14 protein-coding genes and 1 pseudogene are annotated in these 17494 nt (G+C 62.3%); 10 read left to right on the forward strand and 5 right to left on the reverse strand.

The features are described 5' to 3' along the window. Window positions 1-153 precede the first annotated feature (153 nt). A pseudogene (locus MSIL_RS18635) lies at window positions 154-1180 on the reverse strand (cytochrome-c peroxidase). Between the two features lie 210 nt (window positions 1181-1390). On the opposite strand from MSIL_RS18635, the gene MSIL_RS18640 reads away from it, so the two are divergent. Continuing rightward, complete coding sequence (locus MSIL_RS18640; protein WP_012592622.1) at window positions 1391-1579, forward strand: hypothetical protein; 189 nt, start codon at window positions 1391-1393, stop codon at window positions 1577-1579. 75 nt (window positions 1580-1654) lie between these two features. Further along, a complete protein-coding gene (uvrB, locus tag MSIL_RS18645) occupies window positions 1655-4294 on the forward strand; it encodes an excinuclease ABC subunit UvrB (RefSeq protein WP_012592623.1) in 2640 nt (879 codons plus the stop codon). Window positions 4295-4302: 8 nt separating this feature from the next. Here the strand turns inward: uvrB and MSIL_RS21510 are convergent, their stop codons facing one another. Next, a complete protein-coding gene (locus MSIL_RS21510) occupies window positions 4303-5892 on the reverse strand; it encodes a hypothetical protein (RefSeq protein WP_012592624.1) in 1590 nt (529 codons plus the stop codon). Between the two features lie 660 nt (window positions 5893-6552). Between MSIL_RS21510 and MSIL_RS18660 the strand changes: the two genes are divergently transcribed. Then, a complete protein-coding gene (locus tag MSIL_RS18660) occupies window positions 6553-7371 on the forward strand; it encodes a lytic murein transglycosylase (protein ID WP_012592626.1) in 819 nt (272 codons plus the stop codon). 30 nt (window positions 7372-7401) lie between these two features. Here MSIL_RS18660 and MSIL_RS18665 read toward each other — a convergent pair whose 3' ends face one another. Further along, window positions 7402-8217, reverse strand: coding sequence for a lytic murein transglycosylase (locus MSIL_RS18665; RefSeq protein ID WP_012592627.1), 816 nt, complete (start codon window positions 8215-8217; stop codon window positions 7402-7404). A gap of 234 nt (window positions 8218-8451) precedes the next feature. Between MSIL_RS18665 and MSIL_RS18670 the strand changes: the two genes are divergently transcribed. From MSIL_RS18670 to MSIL_RS18685, 4 genes are all read left to right on the forward strand, one after another. Next, on the forward strand, window positions 8452-8940 hold the full coding sequence (locus tag MSIL_RS18670; RefSeq protein WP_012592628.1) for a hypothetical protein: 489 nt from the start codon (window positions 8452-8454) through the stop codon (window positions 8938-8940). Window positions 8941-9258: 318 nt separating this feature from the next. After that, window positions 9259-9804, forward strand: a complete 546-nt coding sequence (mog, locus tag MSIL_RS18675; RefSeq protein ID WP_012592629.1) for a molybdopterin adenylyltransferase — start codon at window positions 9259-9261, stop codon at window positions 9802-9804. 6 nt (window positions 9805-9810) lie between these two features. After that, the gene (locus tag MSIL_RS18680) at window positions 9811-12330 is read left to right on the forward strand and encodes a circularly permuted type 2 ATP-grasp protein (RefSeq protein WP_012592630.1); all 2520 of its coding nucleotides are present in this window, start codon (window positions 9811-9813) and stop codon (window positions 12328-12330) included. Next, entirely contained in the window at window positions 12327-13226 is a 900-nt protein-coding gene (locus MSIL_RS18685) for a transglutaminase family protein (protein ID WP_012592631.1), read from the forward strand. The genes MSIL_RS18680 and MSIL_RS18685 overlap by 4 nt, the downstream gene beginning before the upstream one ends. A 27-nt stretch (window positions 13227-13253) precedes the next feature. Here the strand turns inward: MSIL_RS18685 and MSIL_RS18690 are convergent, their stop codons facing one another. Next, window positions 13254-13547, reverse strand: coding sequence for a GYD domain-containing protein (locus MSIL_RS18690; RefSeq protein ID WP_012592632.1), 294 nt, complete (start codon window positions 13545-13547; stop codon window positions 13254-13256). A gap of 233 nt (window positions 13548-13780) precedes the next feature. Here MSIL_RS18690 and MSIL_RS18695 point away from each other — a divergent pair, with 233 nt between their 5' ends. The 3 genes from MSIL_RS18695 to MSIL_RS18705 are packed head-to-tail and all read left to right on the forward strand — an operon-like array spanning window position 13781 to window position 16502. Then, window positions 13781-14473 carry a glutathione S-transferase family protein gene (locus MSIL_RS18695; RefSeq protein WP_012592633.1) on the forward strand — a complete coding sequence of 231 codons (693 nt, stop codon included), beginning with the start codon at window positions 13781-13783 and terminating at the stop codon, window positions 14471-14473. Continuing rightward, window positions 14470-15630 carry a tRNA epoxyqueuosine(34) reductase QueG gene (gene queG / locus MSIL_RS18700; protein WP_041369514.1) on the forward strand — a complete coding sequence of 387 codons (1161 nt, stop codon included), beginning with the start codon at window positions 14470-14472 and terminating at the stop codon, window positions 15628-15630. Before MSIL_RS18695 ends, queG begins: the two co-directional genes overlap by 4 nt. Further along, the gene (locus MSIL_RS18705; RefSeq protein ID WP_012592635.1) at window positions 15627-16502 is read left to right on the forward strand and encodes an SDR family oxidoreductase; all 876 of its coding nucleotides are present in this window, start codon (window positions 15627-15629) and stop codon (window positions 16500-16502) included. The genes queG and MSIL_RS18705 overlap by 4 nt, the downstream gene beginning before the upstream one ends. Here MSIL_RS18705 and MSIL_RS18710 read toward each other — a convergent pair. Continuing rightward, window positions 16454-17401, reverse strand: coding sequence for a LysR family transcriptional regulator (locus MSIL_RS18710; RefSeq protein ID WP_012592636.1), 948 nt, complete (start codon window positions 17399-17401; stop codon window positions 16454-16456). The two genes, MSIL_RS18705 and MSIL_RS18710, sit on opposite strands and share 49 nt — an antisense overlap. Between the last annotated feature and the right edge of the window lie 93 nt (window positions 17402-17494).

Here is a 17494-nt window from a genome sequence, read left to right on the forward strand (position 1 = left end):
CGGCGGCGTTCGGAGCCCTTGGATGTGTCCATCCAAAGGCGTCGTGATCTAAAGCGCTTATCGACCGAATGGAATCATGCGATCGATAAGACATCGCTCCAGCTTCGAGCATATCCTCTTGGATCGGTTTGACCCGATCTGATCCAGACAGGCTCAGTGCGGGATCGGCGTCTCTTTCGTGCGCGGCGGCAGCAGCGGATATTCGATCCGGGGCTGTTCTCCGGTCAGGCTGCCCAGAAAAGCTGTGACGTCCTTCACCTCTTGCGGCGTCAATTCTGTTCCAAGCTGCGCGACGCCCATGACGGCGACCGCCTGTTCAAGGCTCCAGACCTGGCCCGAATGGAAAGTAGGGAGCCCTCAGCGCCACATTGCGCAGCGGGGCGACGCGGAACACGTAATCGTCCGAGGCGGTTTTGGTGACCATGAAGCGGCCGTGGTCGTCGCGCGGCAGGACGTCCGCGCCGGGCTTTTCGATCACGCCAAATGGGAAATAGCCGTCGCCGCCGATGTTTACGCCATTGTGGCAGGCCGAGCAGCCCTTATCCATGAACAGACGCAAGCCGGATTTTTGCGTGACGGTGAGAGCCTTGTCGTCGCCCGCGAGAAACTGGTCGAAGGGCGAGGCCGGCGTGATCAGCGTCGCCTCGAACGCTTCAAGCGCCTTGGCGACATTGTCGAACGTCACGGGGTCCGCGTCTTTGGGAAAGGCGCGCTGAAAGTCAGCGACATATTCCGGCATCGATTTCAGCACCGCCAGAACGACATCCGCGGTCGCGTTCATCTCGATCGGATTCTGCAGCGGCCCTTTCGCCTGCGCCGCAAGATCCGCAGCGCGGCCATCCCAAAATTGGGCGATGTTGAACACGGAATTGAACACAGTCGGCGCCCGCCGCGGACCGCGCTGCCAGCCATGCCCAACCGAGGTCGGGCCGGCGTCGGAACCGCCCGCGCCAACATCATGGCAGCTGTTGCAGCTGAGCGCCTGACTGCCCGAGAGCCGCGGATCGAAAAAGAGCTTTCGGCCGAGAGTGATTTTTTCGGGGGTGACCGGATTGCCCCGAACCTCCGGAACCGTGGATGGAATGGGCTTGAAAACCGCCAGCGCGTCCTTGCGCAAGTCATCCGCTGAGGCGATTTGCGCACAAAGGATCGCCGCCGCCGCAACTGCCAAGCGCTTCATTGTCAACTCCTTTAGACCCAATCTAAAATCTAGATCGCTCTAAAGCTAGCGCTTTCAGAGCTGTCTTAGATTTGATCTAAATTAATCCGATGTTGTTTTTATGTAGCCGCGCAAACGAGCGGTCATCTTCGTCTTGAAGCCGCCAGCGAATCGTTCAAAGCCGCGGCGCCTTCGGGTAAATTGCCGCGACCTCGCCGATTCGGGATTCCCATGCGCTTCAGACTGTCTCCTCCGGGCTTTCCCGTTTTCGTCGTTTCGGTCGTTCTCGCCGGGCTCGCCATTGCGACGCTCTATTGGCGCGTGCCGGTGGTGGGCGCCTATGTCAGCTCGCACCGCTTCTGGGTTCTGGCGGGCGCCTATCTGGCGCTGCTGCTCGGCGTGATCGTCGAGGGGTTGTAACCACCGCAGCCGCGCCCGCCTTTCCGGCCGGTTGGCGCCCTTCCAACGCCGGCCGATTCGCCCCATATTGGGACGATGTCGAAGCCGCCCCAATCTTCCGTCCCCGCCAAGCGCGCCGCCGCCAAGGCGACGAAAACGCCGCGCTCCAAGGCCTCGAAGCCCGAGGTCAAGCCGCTCGGCGAACATCTTGCCGCCTTGCTGAACCCGGCGCTGAACCAGAAGCAGCCGGGTTTCGCCGAGGCGCCCGCCGCCTATGAAGCGAGCCCGGTCTCCCGCATCGACGCGCAGCTTGCCGAATCGCTTGGCCGTTCTCCCGACCGTGGCGCGAACGGATCTTCGGCTCCGCTCTATCAGCCGCCGGGCCTCAGCGGCGCCGTCGCCACCGTCGAATCCTTGAAAGATCTGCTGGAGCGCGGCGACCCCAATCTGCGCGAGAAAACGCCCTGGACGCCGCATCGGCCCGACCGCCCCGACAAGAGCGAAGGCGGCGTCAAGTTCAAGCTCGTCTCCGAATATGAGCCGAAGGGCGATCAGCCGGCGGCCATCGAAGAGCTGGTCAAGGGCATTGCGGCGCATGAGCGCGATCAGGTTCTGCTCGGCGTCACAGGCTCGGGCAAGACCTTCACCATGGCGCAGGTGATCCAGCGGACCAACCGCCCGGCGCTGGTGCTCGCCCCGAACAAGACCCTCGCGGCGCAGCTCTACGGCGAATTCAAAAGCTTCTTTCCGGACAACGCCGTCGAATATTTCGTCTCTTACTATGATTACTATCAGCCGGAAGCCTATGTGCCGCGCTCCGACACCTATATCGAGAAGGAAAGCTCGATCAACGAGCAGATCGACCGCATGCGCCACGCCGCGACGCGCGCGCTGCTGGAGCGCGACGATGTCATCATCGTCGCCTCGGTGTCCTGCATCTATGGCATCGGCTCGGTCGAAACCTATACGGCGATGACCTTTACGGTGAAGGCCGGCGAGCGGATCGACCAGCGCCAGCTCATCGCGGATCTCGTCGCGCTGCAATACAAGCGCTCGGCCGGCGATTTTTCGCGCGGCGTGTTTCGCGTGCGCGGCGACACCATCGACCTCTTTCCCGCCCACTATGAGGACCGCGCCTGGCGCATTAATTTCTTTGGCGATTCGATCGAGACGATTTCGGAATTCGATCCGCTGACCGGGAAAAAAACGCAGGATCTCGAATTCGTCAAAATCTACGCCAATTCGCATTATGTGACGCCGCGGCCGACCCTGTTGCAGTCGATCAAGGGCATCAAGATCGAGCTGAAGCAGCGTCTCGCCGAGCTTTACGCGGGCGGGCGCCTGCTCGAGGCGCAAAGGCTCGAACAGCGCTGCATGTTCGATCTCGAAATGCTGGAGGCGACGGGCTCCTGCGCCGGCATCGAGAATTATTCGCGCTATCTCACCGGCCGCCGCCCCGGCGAGCCGCCGCCGACCTTGTTCGAATACCTACCCGACAACGCCCTCGTCTTCACCGATGAATCGCATGTGACGGTGCCGCAGATCGGCGCCATGTATCGCGGCGATTTCAGGCGCAAGGCGACGCTGGCCGAATATGGCTTTCGCCTGCCGTCCTGCCTCGACAACAGGCCGCTGCGCTTCGAGGAATGGGAGGCGATGCGGCCGCAAACCATCCATGTCTCGGCGACGCCGGGCTCATGGGAAATGGAGCGCACGGGAGGCGTCTTCGTCGAGCAGATCATCCGCCCGACCGGCCTCATCGACCCGCCGGTCGAGATCCGTCCCGCCCGCAGCCAGGTCGACGATCTGCTTGGCGAAGTGCGCGAAGTGGCGCTGCGCGGCTATCGCAGCCTGATCACCGTGCTGACCAAGCGGATGGCCGAAGACCTCACCGAATATCTGCATGAGCATGGCGTGCGCGTGCGCTACATGCATTCGGATATCGACACCATCGAGCGCATCGAGATCATCCGCGATCTGCGGCTCGGCGCCTTCGACGCGCTGGTCGGCATCAATCTGCTGCGCGAGGGGCTCGACATCCCGGAATGCAGCCTCGTCGCCATTCTCGACGCCGACAAGGAGGGGTTCTTGCGCAGCGAGACCTCGCTGGTGCAGACCATCGGCCGCGCCGCGCGCAATATCGACGGCAAGGTTATCTTGTATGCCGATCGCGAGACTGGATCGATGCAGCGCGCCATCGCCGAAACCTCGCGGCGGCGCGACAAGCAGACGGCCTATAATCTTGAGCACGGCATCACGCCGGCCTCGATCAAGCGCGGCATTCAGGACATTCTGGGCTCGGTCTATGAGCGCGACCATGTGACGGTCGACGCCGGCCTGGTCGGGGCGCAGTCGCTCGTCGGCCATAATTTCAAGGCGACGGTCACGGACCTCGAAAAGCGCATGCGCGCCGCCGCCGCCGACCTCGATTTCGAGGAGGCGGCCCGTCTGCGCGACGAGTTGAAACGGCTGCAGGCGGTGGAGCTCGCGATCAGCGCCGATCCAATGACGAGCCAGCGCGACGTGGAGGCCTCAGCCGGCTCCTATGCCGGCGAGCGCAAATATGGCGCAGCGGCGAACATGCCGGCCAATCGGCCGCACAAGCCGACCGACAACGAGATGGGGCCGCATAATTTCGGCGGAGGGGAAGCCAAGCCGCGGGCCGGGGCGCGGCCGGCGCCAAGAAGTACGGGAGGGAAGGGGGGAACGCGGGTTTTCAAGGGGAAGGCGCGGTGAGACCGGACTTACTCACCATCCTTTTCTGAGAACACATACGACAATTTTCTCAGGGACTCGTCACCGTCGCTCCCCCAAAATTTGACAATTGTGAAGTTTTTACGCGCTCTTTCACCCGTGTACTGACTCAAGTCTAGCATGTAAGCATCGTAGAGACGCCCTTTTCGATTTCGAATTGTAACCCGCGATCTGGCTCTGTGTAAAAACTTAAAATCTACGAGATCAGGTATTGCCTTTGTATCATAACTCGCGTGGTCCTTCTCAATTAAGAAGCAATTTGCTCTGGCGTCGTTTGTACAAAATTCAACTATCTTCGTAAACGATTTCGTTAAACTGTCTCGGTCTTCGTTGGAATCGGTATCTCTATTGAAGTCTTCTCTTTTAAAATCGTCTAGTGTCCCTGCGGCAACGTTTACATCTTCTGCTCCGATCTTGCCTCCTCGGCCCAAATCGTTACGGTCAATACGCTCCCTAACAACGTCAACCGCTCGCCTAAAAATTGTCAAAAAGTCTCGGGCGACCCCTCCACTTGCGAGAATAAGTCTTTCTTTGCCTCCGTCCGTCAATATCTCGTCAATCTCTACTTTGCATTCGCTAGCAAAACCCTCAATAATTTGCATTAAAAATTTCTTTGTCGAATCAAACTTCTCTAGCGTAATATCTAGATCTATCTCGTCAGCATCATCGCCGAGCTTCATGCCCTTTGGCGGATCACCTAAGAAGTAATATCGAGAGCGGTGCCGAATAGTTCCTACTTTAAGCCAAAGATTTGACCCTTTGGCAATTCTGTGAAAGTAGTCAACAACTTCTGCTTGGTCTGATCGGCGGATGTGATAAAGATCGTCCAGAAGCAAATAGCTTTCTCCACCGGAGATATCCGAGATACGTTTAAATAAATCCTTATATCTCATTATGTTCTGATGGAGAATTTCAATTTTTCGATGTATATATTCCGTTTTTGTCTCTATAGATTTTTTATCTGTTTCAGATGTCTCCACCGATGCATTAAGTTCCGACAGGTAAGCTTTAGCGCTAGCTCCGGCGCGCATCTTATTTTCATTTTCCGAATCGGATTTTTCTGTCTGCGTGAATTGTCTGCTATCAGCTTGAGTAAGGATAGTATGCAGTTCTGAAAGCATTGCCCCGATTTCATCTGAAAGTTGTTTGGCTATTTTCTTGTTGAGGCTACCTCTTTTTGGTTTTCCACCAAAAAACTTGCCCCAAAACGATTTTTTATTGGCGGAATTGACAGCAGCGGTATCGAGCCAAATCTTGAATTCTTTGAGTGTCTTAATCAAAACACTTATGAGTACGTCAGGATAGCTGTGTCCCTTGAACTCCTCAAGGTCAACGTATCCAACGGGTGTGCGATTTACAGTTAAATCGGCGACAACCTTTCTTAGCAGGCTTGATTTTCCAGAGCCGCGTCGTCCAAAAATTATATGATGACGCTTATTTACAGCTCTACTTAGAACTCCGGGCGCAGGCTCCAGAAAGTATTTTGTCCCTTCCTCGGATGAGCGCGTTGATGCTTCAACGAGTGTGGCTAATTTCGTAGCTGCCTCGCTTTGAATTAGATAAACTTCTGCTTTTGGCATTGAAATTCCGCTTAAAAAGATTCGATAATTGAACTACGCAACTTTAAATACATTTTCTCGGGACGCCACAATTTATCATGCCAATTGAATACAAAATATACAGGTTTGTTATGAACGCTAGAGCGTTGATATGGGCGGCACTCATCCTCGCTTGGTATCCCGCCAGCGCCGCCCAAACTCTCATCCCCGCGCCCTATCCCGAATCATTCGGCAGCACGGCGATCCTGCCGGAAGGGGCGCCGCGGGTCTCAAGGCATCAGCATCTGAAGCCCGATCCGGTCCCGCAAACGCTGGGGCCGAACGCGCTTGGCAATCCGGAGACGGGCGGCGTTCGGAAACATCAGCGACTGCTGCGAACGCCATATTGGCGGCAGTATCACCAATTCCCGAGATAGGCGCAGTCTCGAGCGGCCGAATCGGCATCCTTCGCTGCGCGTCATCTCATCCTTCGAGACGCGCCTTTCGGGCGCTCCTCTGGATGGGGGATTGGCGGTCCCGTCGGGTCTTTGGCGATCGCGCTATCCGCTCCAGCCTGCGCCGCTACATTTTGACACGGAGGGCGCGGAAGGCTATGCGCGGGAGCGCGGATTCACGCCTCATCCCGGGAAGGATGGCGGACAGGCTTTCGTCTGACCCAAAGGGCGTGCAGGGGGATTTTAGATGACCAAGGGCGGGCAGTTCAGGACAGTCGTCGTCGCGGCCATGATGGCCTTCGCAATCGCGCCGGGGCAGGCGAGCGCCGCGCAATGCGGCAATTCCGCCGCAGGTTTTGAGGCGTGGAAGTCCCAGTTCGCCAATGAAGCGAAAGGCCGGGGCGTCGGCGCGGCCGGAATCGCCGCCATCCAGGGGACGCATTACAATGGGGCGACAATAGGCGCCGACCGCGGCCAGCATGGCTTCCGCCTCTCGCTCGATCAGTTTATGGCCAAGCGCGGCGGCAATACCATCGCCGCGCGCGGACGCGCCTTGAAGCAGTCCAATGCCGGGCTGTTCGCCTCCATCCAGCAGCGCTATGGCGTGCCGGCGGGTCCGCTGATCGCGATCTGGGGCTTTGAGACCGGCTTCGGCGCGGTTCACGGCAATCAGCACGCTCTTTCGGCGGTGGCGACGCTCGCCTATGACTGCCGCCGCTCCGCCTATTTCACGGATCAGCTCTATGCGGCGCTGACCCTGATCGATCGCGGGCTGATGTCGGCCAATGAGCGCGGCTCGATGCATGGCGAAATCGGTCAGACCCAGTTCCTGCCGAAAAATATTCTGGAATATGGCGGCGGGGCAAACCTCGACACCCCGTCCGGCGCCCTGAATGCGACTGCAGCATTCCTGAAAGCGCATGGATGGTCGCCGGGCGCCGGCTATCAGCCGGGCGAAGCCAATTTCGCGGCGCTTCAGGCCTGGAACGCGGCGAGCGTCTATCAGCAGGCGATCGCAATGGTCGGCCAGAAGATCGATGGCGGCGACGCGGCTGCGCGGCGCTGACGCCAATCAATATCGCGATGGGGCTGCGACCTAAAGCGTCGCCGCCAGCTTTGTAGCGAAGGCCGCGACGGTCTTCGCATAGACCTCCGATTCATTCCATTTCTGAATGACCGCGAAATTGGGCTGTCCCGGCTCCCAGCCGGCGCCGGCCTGCCAGCCATGGGCTTTCAGATAATTCGCGGTGGAGGCGAGCGCGTCGAGCGGGTCGTGGATCAGGTCGCGGCGCCCGTTGCCGTTGAAATCGACGGCGTATTTCAGATAGGACGAGGGCATGAACTGGGTCTGTCCGAGTTCGCCCGCCCAGGCGCCGCGCATGGCCGCGGGGGCAAGGTCGCCGCGCTCGACGAGGCGCAGGGCGTCGAGCAATTCGGCCTGAAATTTTTCCGTGCGGCGGCAGTCGAAGGCGAGCGTCGCCAGCGCCTGCAGCGTCGCCTCGCCGCCGCTATCGGCGCCGAAATCCGTTTCGAGCCCCCACAGCGCGACGATGACGGGGCCAGGCACGCCATAGGCGGCCTCGATCCGGCTCAGCGCGGACGCATATGTTTTCAAGAGCGTAGAGCCCCGGCGCAGGCGATTGGGGCTGATCATCCGCGCCGAGAATTGCTCGAAGCTCTGCTGAAAGACGCGCTGGCCGTGATCCTTGGCGAGGATGCTCGGGCTGTAGGCGACGCCGTCGAGCGCGGCAATCGCACCGCTTGAAATGCCTTGCGCTGCGGCCTCGCTCTTGATGGCCGCGATAAAGGCGGCAAATCCCGCCGGGTCGCGGCAGGTCGCTGCTGAGGCGGAGGAGAGGCAAAAGCCCGACAGGCCGAGGGCGAGGATCATAAGACGAATCATCGATCGCATGCGATCAGCTCCGGGGCGGGATTGGACAAGGCGGGACAAGCGCGGCGACCCCTCTCTAAGGGCGCCGGCCGCGCCGGACAATCGCTGCGCCCGCCGCGCTCCCGAAGAATTGAGGGGGCGAACTGAAGCGCTGCGCCAAACAATCGGCGCGTCCTGGCATGTTCTGCCGCATTCGCGCGGGGCTAAAAACTCTATAGCTTGCGGGCGGAATGCTGGCTTTGCAGAGAGGACGCGATGAATCGGACCAATAGAATGCGATGGGGGTTTGCTGCGCTGGCGGCGGTCTCGATGGGGGCTTTGGCGCTGGCGGATGACGTGCCTTTCGCGCGGTCCGTGCGGCCGGGCGAATCCTACCTCATGAGCCTTGCCGACATCATGACCTTCGTGCAGCTTCGCCACATCAAGCTCGGCGAGGCGATTTCGGCGGGAAATGCGCCGCTCGCCGCCTTCGAGGCGCGGTTGATGGCGGATAATCTGGTCGCTTCGGCGATGCTCTATCAGGCGATTCCGATCGAATTCGTCGAGGCGGCGGCAAAGCCGCTTGTCGCGTTGCAGGATCCCGCCGCGCAAAAGGATCCGGCCAAAGCGAAGCTCGCCTTCGCCAACTTAACGACGGCGTGCAACGCCTGCCATCAGGCCGCCGGCGTTGGCTTCATAACGATCGCTCCGCCGAAATCCTCGCCCTTCGGCAACCAGATTTTCGCGCCGGCGGCCAAGGACTAAGGCCGCGCGCCTAGGGCGCCGATCGGCTTCGCCAGGGAAATCGCGCCGCCATTGCGCAAAATATAGGCGTTTTGCTTAAAGCGGCGCCTGTTTCAATCCAGAGACAGTATTGAACCTTGCGAAATGGCTGCGTCGCGCTCGCGCCTGCGGTCAAACGACGTATTGCCGCGCCCGCGCGAAAATGACCACTAGTAAATTAAATTTCGTGGATAGCCGACATAAGCTGGGCGGCGCCTGTCTTTTTGCCGGGGGGATCTGTTCGCTTTGAGCTATAACAAGGCCGGCGCTGGAACGGGCGGAGCGCCATGAGGAAACGCAATGGCGGGTGAGGACAAGCGCGCGGCCATAATCGGCGTCGTGACGATTTCCGATCGCGCCAGCGCCGGGATCTATGAGGATTTGAGCGGACCTGCCATCGCCGCCTATCTGACGAAAATCCTGACTTCGCCCTTCGAGCTGGTCCGCCGCACCGTTCCGGATGGGTTTGAAAGCGTGCGCGACGAATTGATTCATCTTGTCGACGCGGCCGGCTGCGACCTCATTCTGACGACGGGCGGGACCGGCCCCTCGCCACGCGATCTGACGCCGGAAGCGACCGAGGCGGCGGCGCCCCGCGTGCTGCCGGGCTTTGGCGAATTGATGAGGCAGGAAAGCCTGAAGCAGGTTCCGACCGCCATTTTGTCGCGTCAGATCGCGGCGCTGCGGGGGGCGTGCCTCGTCATCAATCTGCCGGGAAAACCCGCCTCAATCGCAACCTGTCTCGACGCCGTGTTTCCCGCGGTGCCTTATTGCCTCGATCTCATCGGCGCGGCGAGGCTCGAGACGGACGCCGCAGTGCTTAAATCCTTTCGGCCGAAGCAATAGATTGGCATGAGCATCAGCGACGCCCCCACGAACACCCAAGAGACGACGGCAGCCGAGCGGCTGACGGCGATGATCGCCGGCTATAAGCCGCTGCCCGGCATTCCCGACGAATTCATCGGCGCCGACGGGCGCCCGCGCGACTATTGGCTGCGCTATCTGAATTCGCTGACGGGCCTTGGCGAAGACGACATCGGCCGCCGTTTCGCCGCAGCCGACCGCCATATCCGCGACGTCGGCGTGTCCTACCGCAGCTATGGCGACACGCGCGAGCGCACCTGGCCGCTGTCGCATCTGCCGCTGCTGATCGAGGCGACCGAATGGGACCAGATTGCGCGCGGCGTCGAGCAGCGCGCCGAACTGCTCGAGCGGATCATCGCCGATATCTATGGACCGGGCGAACTCATCACCGCCGGCGATCTGCCCGCGGCAGTGGTGGCGAGTTCGGCCGATTTTCTGCATCCGCTGCATGGGGTGACGCCGCCCGGCGGCAAATTCCTGCACTTCATCGCCGTCGACCTCGGCCGCGGCCCGGACGGGCGCTGGTGGGTTCTTGGCGACCGCGCCCAGGCGCCGTCGGGCGCCGGCTATTCGCTCGCCAACCGGCTGGTGCTGTCGCGCGCCTTTCCGGCGCTCTACCGCGACATGAACGTCGAACGGCTCGCGCCCTTCTTTCAGGCGTTCCGCTACGGCCTGACGGCGCTCTCGGAGCGCTCCGATCCGCGCATCTGCCTGTGGACGCCGGGGCCTCTCAACGAGACTTATTTCGAGCAGGCCTATCTCGCCCGCTACCTCGGCTTCATCCTTGTCGAAGGCGGCGATCTCACCGTGCGCGATGGCAAGGTTCATGTGCGCACCATCGCTGGGCTGAAGCGCGCCGATGTGATCTGGCGGCGCATCGATGGCGATTTCGCCGATCCCCTGGAGCTGAACAGCCAGTCCCGCCTCGGCGTCGCGGGGCTCGTCGACGCCCTGCGCGAGAACGGCGTCGTGCTCGCCAACGCGCTCGGCTCCGGCGTTCTTGAAGGTCCCGCCATGCTGAGCTTCATACCGAAGCTCTGCCGCAAGCTGCTTGGCGAGGATCTGCTTTTGCCGAACATCGCCACCTGGTGGTGCGGCCAGCAGAAGGAGCGCGCCTCGGTCATCGAGGATCTCGACGACCTCGCCATCGCCGGCGCCTTCGGTAATCCCGTGCTGCGCTTCCCGCAGAATCAGCCGGTGATCGCCGGGCTTCTCAACGCCGACGAAAAGACAAGGCTAATCGCCGCGATCAAGGAGCGCGGCATCGATTATGTCGGGCAGGAGGTCGTCAATCTGTCGACCACCCCGGTCTGGAACGAGGACCGTCTGACGCCGCGGCCCTTTGTGCTGCGCGTCTATGCGGCGCGTACGGCCAAGGGCTGGTCGATCATGCCCGGCGGCTTCTGCCGCATCTCCGATCGCGCCGACGCGCGCGCAGTGTCGATGGGCGCCGGCGTGCAATCGGCGGATGTCTGGGTGCTGGCCGACAAGCCGGTCGAAATGATCACCCTTTTGCCGACCAATGAGACCGCGCGCATCCGGCGCCTGATGGGCAATCTGCCGAGCCGGGCCGCGGACAATCTGTTCTGGCTCGGGCGATACCTTGAGCGGGTCGAGGCGACCTTGCGCCTGATCCGCTGCCTCGCCGGCCGGATGATCAATATCGACGCCGAAACCGGCCTTGCCGGCTGGACCATCAAGAAGGTGACGGGGCTTCTCGTCGCCTGGCACGCCGCGCCGAAAGCGGCGGCGCGCGATCTCCTGAAACTTTGCGGCATCGCTTTGCACAGCGAGACGGATTACGGCTCCGCGCTGTCGCTGGTGCGGGACGCGCGCCGCGCCGCGTCGGTCATCCGCGAAAGGCTCTCGCCCGACACGCTGCGGCTGATCGACGAACTGCATCAATCGATCGGCGAGAACCGCAAGCCGGTGCTCAGCGAGGCCGACGCCTATGAGCAGGCCGACGCTGCGCTGCGGACCATCGCCGCGCTGTCGGGACTTGCGCAGGAAAACATGAACCGGGGCGCCGGCTGGCGTCTGTTCGATATTGGCCGGCGCCTCGAGCGGGCGATCAATTCCTGCCGTTTCGCCCGCCAGTTCTCAGGCGCCAATGCGCCGGCGGACGATCTTGAGGTGCTGCTCGACCTCGCGGATTCGCAGATCACCTACCGCTCGCGCTATCTGATGGGAGTCGAGCTCAATACGGTGCGCGACATGGTCGTGCTCGATCCGTTCAACCCTCGCTCGGTCGCCTTCCAGCTGGAGCGGCTCGGCGAGCATCTCGAAAATCTCCCCGTTCTCAGCGATGACGGCATGCTGGAAAAACCGCGCCGGCAGATCATCAAGATCGCGGCCGAGGTCACGACGGCGGTCGCCGCCGATCTCGACACCGATCTCATTCTCAGCTTCGAAAAACGTCTTCTTGAACTGGCGGAAGCTGTCGCGGCGCGCTATTTCCTGCAAGGTCCGCACAACGCCCGCGCGGACCGCTGGAGCGGCCTCGCTTGATCTACGACATTCACCATGTGACGACCTATGAATATGGCACGCCGGTGCGCTATGCGCATTGCTCGCTGCGGCTATCGCCGATCGATCTGCCGGGTCAGAAAGTCCTCTCGAACCGGCTGACGATCGATCCGACGCCCTCGCAGATGATCGAGCGGCTCTGTTTCTTCGGCAATCGCGTCTCGTCGATGACGATTTCGACCGAGCACAGCGAACTCGTCGTCGAGGTCGACACCAGCGTCGACGTCGATCGTCCGCCGCCGCCCGAACCGTCGTCGACGCCGCCGTTCGAGGACGTCCGCGAAGAAGCCTATGACAGCGAGTCGCTCGACAAGGACTCGCCGGTGCATTTCCTGCAGCCGAGCCGCTATGTGCCGCGCTTCGCCCCCGCGGTGGACTATGCGCGGGAGAGCTTTACGCCCGGACGGCCGGTGCTGGAAGGCGCGGCGGAGCTGATGCGGCGCATTCGCGGCGACTTCAAATATGACCCGAAGGCGACCGTCGTCTCGACGCCGATTTCCGAGGCGTTCGAAAAGCGCCGCGGCGTCTGTCAGGATTTCGCCCATATCATGATCGCGGCGCTGCGCGGCCTCGGCCTGCCGGCGGCCTATATCAGCGGCTATATCCGCACCATTCCGCCGCCGGGCAAAAAGCGGCTCGAAGGTGCCGACGCCATGCACGCCTGGGTTTCGGTCTGGTGCGGCGCGAAGGCCGGCTGGGTCGATCTCGATCCGACCAATTCGATGATGATCGGCAACGACCACATCACCCTCGCCAAGGGGCGCGACTACGCCGACATCTCGCCCGTCGCCGGCATCATCCTCGGCGCCAAGGAGCAGGACGTCGACGTGCAGGTCGACGTCATTCCGCGCGAGGAAGTCGAGGTCGAGGTCGAATAGGCGCCATCCGCCTCGCCGAGCCGCCGTTCAGGCGAGCGAGGCGATGATCTCGCGATAGGCCGTCTCGGGGAACGCCTTCAGCGTTTGCGTTCGGACATTGCCGAGCATGCCGAGCTGCATGGCGAAGCGCGCCGCCACGGCGTCGTCTGGCGCCTCGTAGACGCCGATGAGGTCGTACGCCCCCATCGTCAGGAAGATATGTTTGAATTCGCCGCCCATGTCCTTCAGCGCGCGTTTGGCGGCGTCGAGACGCCGGGGCGAATCCTTGACCTGAGCAGCGCCCTGATCGGTCCAGTTAATCAACAGAACATAGGTAGTCATTGCAGACCTCCCGGCTGTACGTCCGGCGTCTTTCGCGCGCCGGCTCTACATTTTGGGCTTGGACCGCCGACTTCACTGCGCGGGCCGCGCCCGACGACGAAGACGCCTCCTCCACAAATTCGTTCTTAACGAATTCTTCACCCTAAGTTGGGAAGCCTGTCCCGGCGAATTTATTCCGCCGCAAAGATCCGATCTGCTGAGGACAGCCGTCCCACCCCGATCCCGAAAGCTGAATGATAACCCTTTATCATCATCCCCTCTGCGCCCATTCGCGTTTCGTCAGGCTGCTGCTGGGGGAATATGGGATCGAGCCGCGCCTGATCGAAGAGGATTCCTTCGAGCGCCGCCGCGATTTTCTGATCCTCGACCCCGCCGGCCAGACGCCGGTGCTGATCGAGCATCCGTCCGTCGTCGTGCCGGGGGCGGCGACAATCGCCGAATATTTCGACGAGACGCGCGGCGTGTCGCTCGGTAAGCACAGGCTGCTGCCGGAGGATCCGCTGTCGCGCGTCGAAGTGCGGCGTCTCTCCGACTGGTTCGGCCAAAAATTCTTCCGCGAGGTCACCGATTGGCTCGTGACCGAAAAAGTCTATAAGCGCTTTCGGCCGCGCGAGCGCGGCGGCGGCGCGCCGGACATGGATCTCGTGCGCGCCGCGCGCGCCAACATCCGCACCCATTTGCGTTATATTGAATATCTGGCGGGCGGACGGAAATGGCTCGCCGGGGAGCGGCTGTCGCATGCCGACCTCGCCGCCGCCGCCCAATTGTCCTGCGTCGATTTTCTGGGCGACGTCCCATGGGAAGACTATGAAACGGCGAAGCTTTGGTACTCGAAAGTGAAATCACGTCCGGCGTTCCGCTCGCTGCTCGCCGATCGCCTGCCGGGGATGAGCCCGGCGCCGGTCTACGCGGATCTCGACTTCTGAGCCAGCGCCTTGCGGCGCGCCTCGAAGCGAAAGCGAAGGAACTCGGTTTTGACGTCTTGAAAATCACGCGGCCATCCGTCGGCGGCGCGGGGGCGCGCCTCGCCGAATGGGTCGAGGCGGGTTTTGCCGGCGAAATGGACTGGATGGCGGAGACGGCCGAGCGCCGCGCCGAGCCTGCGCGGATCTTCCCGCAGGCGCGTTCGGCGATCATGCTCGGCGTCAATTACGGCCCGGCGGAGGATCCGCTCGCGGGCCTTGCGCAAAAGAGCGCCGGCAATCTCTCCGTCTACGCCCGCAACCGCGACTATCACGATCTCATCAAGGGGCGCCTCAAGCAGCTTGCAGGTTTTCTCTCGGCCGCGGCGCGCGGCGCCGGGCTCGATGCGCCGCAGATCAAGGTTTTCGTCGACACCGCGCCGGTCATGGAAAAGCCCCTGGCGCAGGCGGCAGGGCTCGGCTGGCAGGGCAAGCACACCAATCTCGTCTCGCGCGAGTTCGGCTCCTGGCTGTTTCTCGGCTCGATTTTTACCAGCCTCGATCTTCCGGCAAATGAGCCTGAGCGCGATCATTGCGGCAATTGCAGCGCCTGTCTCGACATTTGCCCGACGCAGGCGTTCGTCGGCCCCTATGTGCTCGATGCGCGGCGCTGCGTCTCCTATCTGACGATCGAGCACAAGGGCCACATCGCGCGAGAATTTCGGGACAAGATCGGCAACCGGATCTATGGCTGCGACGATTGCCTCGCGGTCTGCCCGTGGAATAAATTCGCGCAGGACGCGCGCGAGATCGCGCTCCAGTCGCGCGACGATTTGCGCGCGCCGCCGCTCGCCAAGCTGCTGCGGCTCAATGAGGCCGCCTTCAGAACTCTGTTTTCGGGCAGCCCGGTCAAGCGCATCGGCTTTGCGCGGTTCATGCGCAACGTGCTGATCGCGGCGGGCAATTCGGGCGCCGCTGAACTGTCGGAGGAGGTCGTGCGTCATCTTCCGTCGCCCTCGCCGCTGGTTCGGGCGATGGCGGTCTGGGCGCTGTCGCGACTCGCGCCGGACTCGCTCGCGGATCATGGCGCTCTGGCGACGCGCGAAACGGATGTTGACGTGCGCCGGGAATGGGCGGCGGCGCAAAGCGCTGCGGATATTAAAAAGGGTCGGCTGTCATGAAGCTTTTTGCGTTTGGTCTTGGCTATTGCGCGCAGGATTTCATCGCGCGCTTCGGCGATCTGTTCGATCGGATTTCGGGCACCGTGCGCAGCGCCGACAAGGCGAAGGAGCTGGCGAGCGAGACCGTCGAGGTCTTCGTCTTCGGTCCCGACCGCGAGGACCCCGGCATCACGGAGAAAATGCTCGCCGCCGATGTGCTGCTGATCTCGATCCCGCCCGGAGTCTCGGTCGATCCGGTGCTGGCGCGCTACGGCCAAAAAATCGCCAGCCTGCGCACGCCGCAGATCATCGTCTATCTATCGACGATCGGCGTCTATGGCGACCGGCAGGGCGAATGGGTTGATGAGAGCGGCGTTCCGACGCCGACCTCGCAGCGCTCGAAGACGCGGCTCAACGCCGAAAAATCCTGGGCCGCGATCGGCCGCAGCCGCGACAAGACGGTGCATATTCTGCGCCTCGCCGGCATTTATGGCCCCGGCCGCAACGCGCTCTTGAACCTCAAGGAGGGCAGGGCGCATCGGCTGATCAAGCCGGATCAGGTGTTCAATCGCGTCCATGTCGAGGATATCAGCCGCGCGATCGCCGCCGCCATCGCCCATGAGGGGCCGGGGGGCGTCTGGAACGTCTCGGACGATGCGCCCTCGCCGCCGCAGGACGTCGTCGCCTATGCCGCAAGCCTGATGGGGATCGAGCCGCCGCCGGAGCAGGCAATCGAGGAGGCGCAGGATATTTCGCCCATGACGCGCAGTTTTTACGCCGAGAACAAGCGCGCCTCGAACCGCAAGCTCAAGGAGGAGCTCCACGTCGACCTCGCCTTCCCGACCTATCGCGTCGGGCTCGAGGCGCTATGGGAGGCCGGCGAAGGGCGCTGAGATCGCAACTCCGCGTCCGCCTTGATGAAGTCGACAAAGGCCCGCAACGGCGCCGGCATGTGGGTCCGGCTCGCATAATAGAGGAAGGGGCCGGAAAAGCTCTGGCCCCAGGGCTCGAGGATGGCGACAAGCTCGCCGGTCTCGATCCGCGGCCGCAGAAACTCCTCAAAGCCATAGATCACCCCTAGCCCTGCGACCGCCGCCGCGACTTCGAGCTCGGCCGTATTGGCGAGGAGTGGGCCTTCGGGGCTGAGCTTCACCGTTTCGCCGTCGCGTTCGAACTCCCAGGGCGGCGTGACGCCGCTCTCGAAACGATGGCGGATGCAGCGATGGTCGACGAGCTCCTTCGGATGCGCCGGCCGGCCGTGCGCGGCGAGATAGGCGGGCGCGGCCGCCGCGACGAAACGCTGGACGCGCGGACCAATCGGCACGGCGATCATGTCGCGCGCCAAGCGCTCCTCATAGCGCACGCCGGCGTCAAAGCCCGCAGCAAGCACGTCGATGAAACTGTCGCTGGCCACGACTTCGAGCGTGACGCCCGGATGGGCTGCGAGGAATCGGCAGGCGATCGCCGGCAGGATTTTAGCCGCGACGATTCCCGGCGCGTTGAGCCGCAGCACGCCCCTCGGGCTGTCGCGGAAGCTGTTGACGGCGTCGAGCGCGCCCGCGATATCGCCGAGCGCCGGAGCCAGCCGCTCCATCAGCCGCATTCCCGCTTCCGTCGGAGTCACGCTACGCGTCGTTCGGTTGAGCAGGCGCACGCCGAGCCGCGCTTCGAGGCGGCGCAGCGACTCCGATAGCGAAGAGGCGGAGCCGCCGCGCAGCGCCGCCGCGCCGCGAAAGCTTCGCGCCTGAGCGACGGCGACGAAGGCGTCGAGCTCGGACAGATTGGGAGGCATTGTTCGTTTCTCCGTACGCTGCGTTCAGCATTGAACGGATTATCGCACAGGCCGCCACGCCCCATAATCTTTCTTCGAGTAAAAGACATGGGA

This window comes from Methylocella silvestris BL2, assembly GCF_000021745.1.
Lineage (GTDB): Bacteria > Pseudomonadota > Alphaproteobacteria > Rhizobiales > Beijerinckiaceae > Methylocapsa > Methylocapsa silvestris.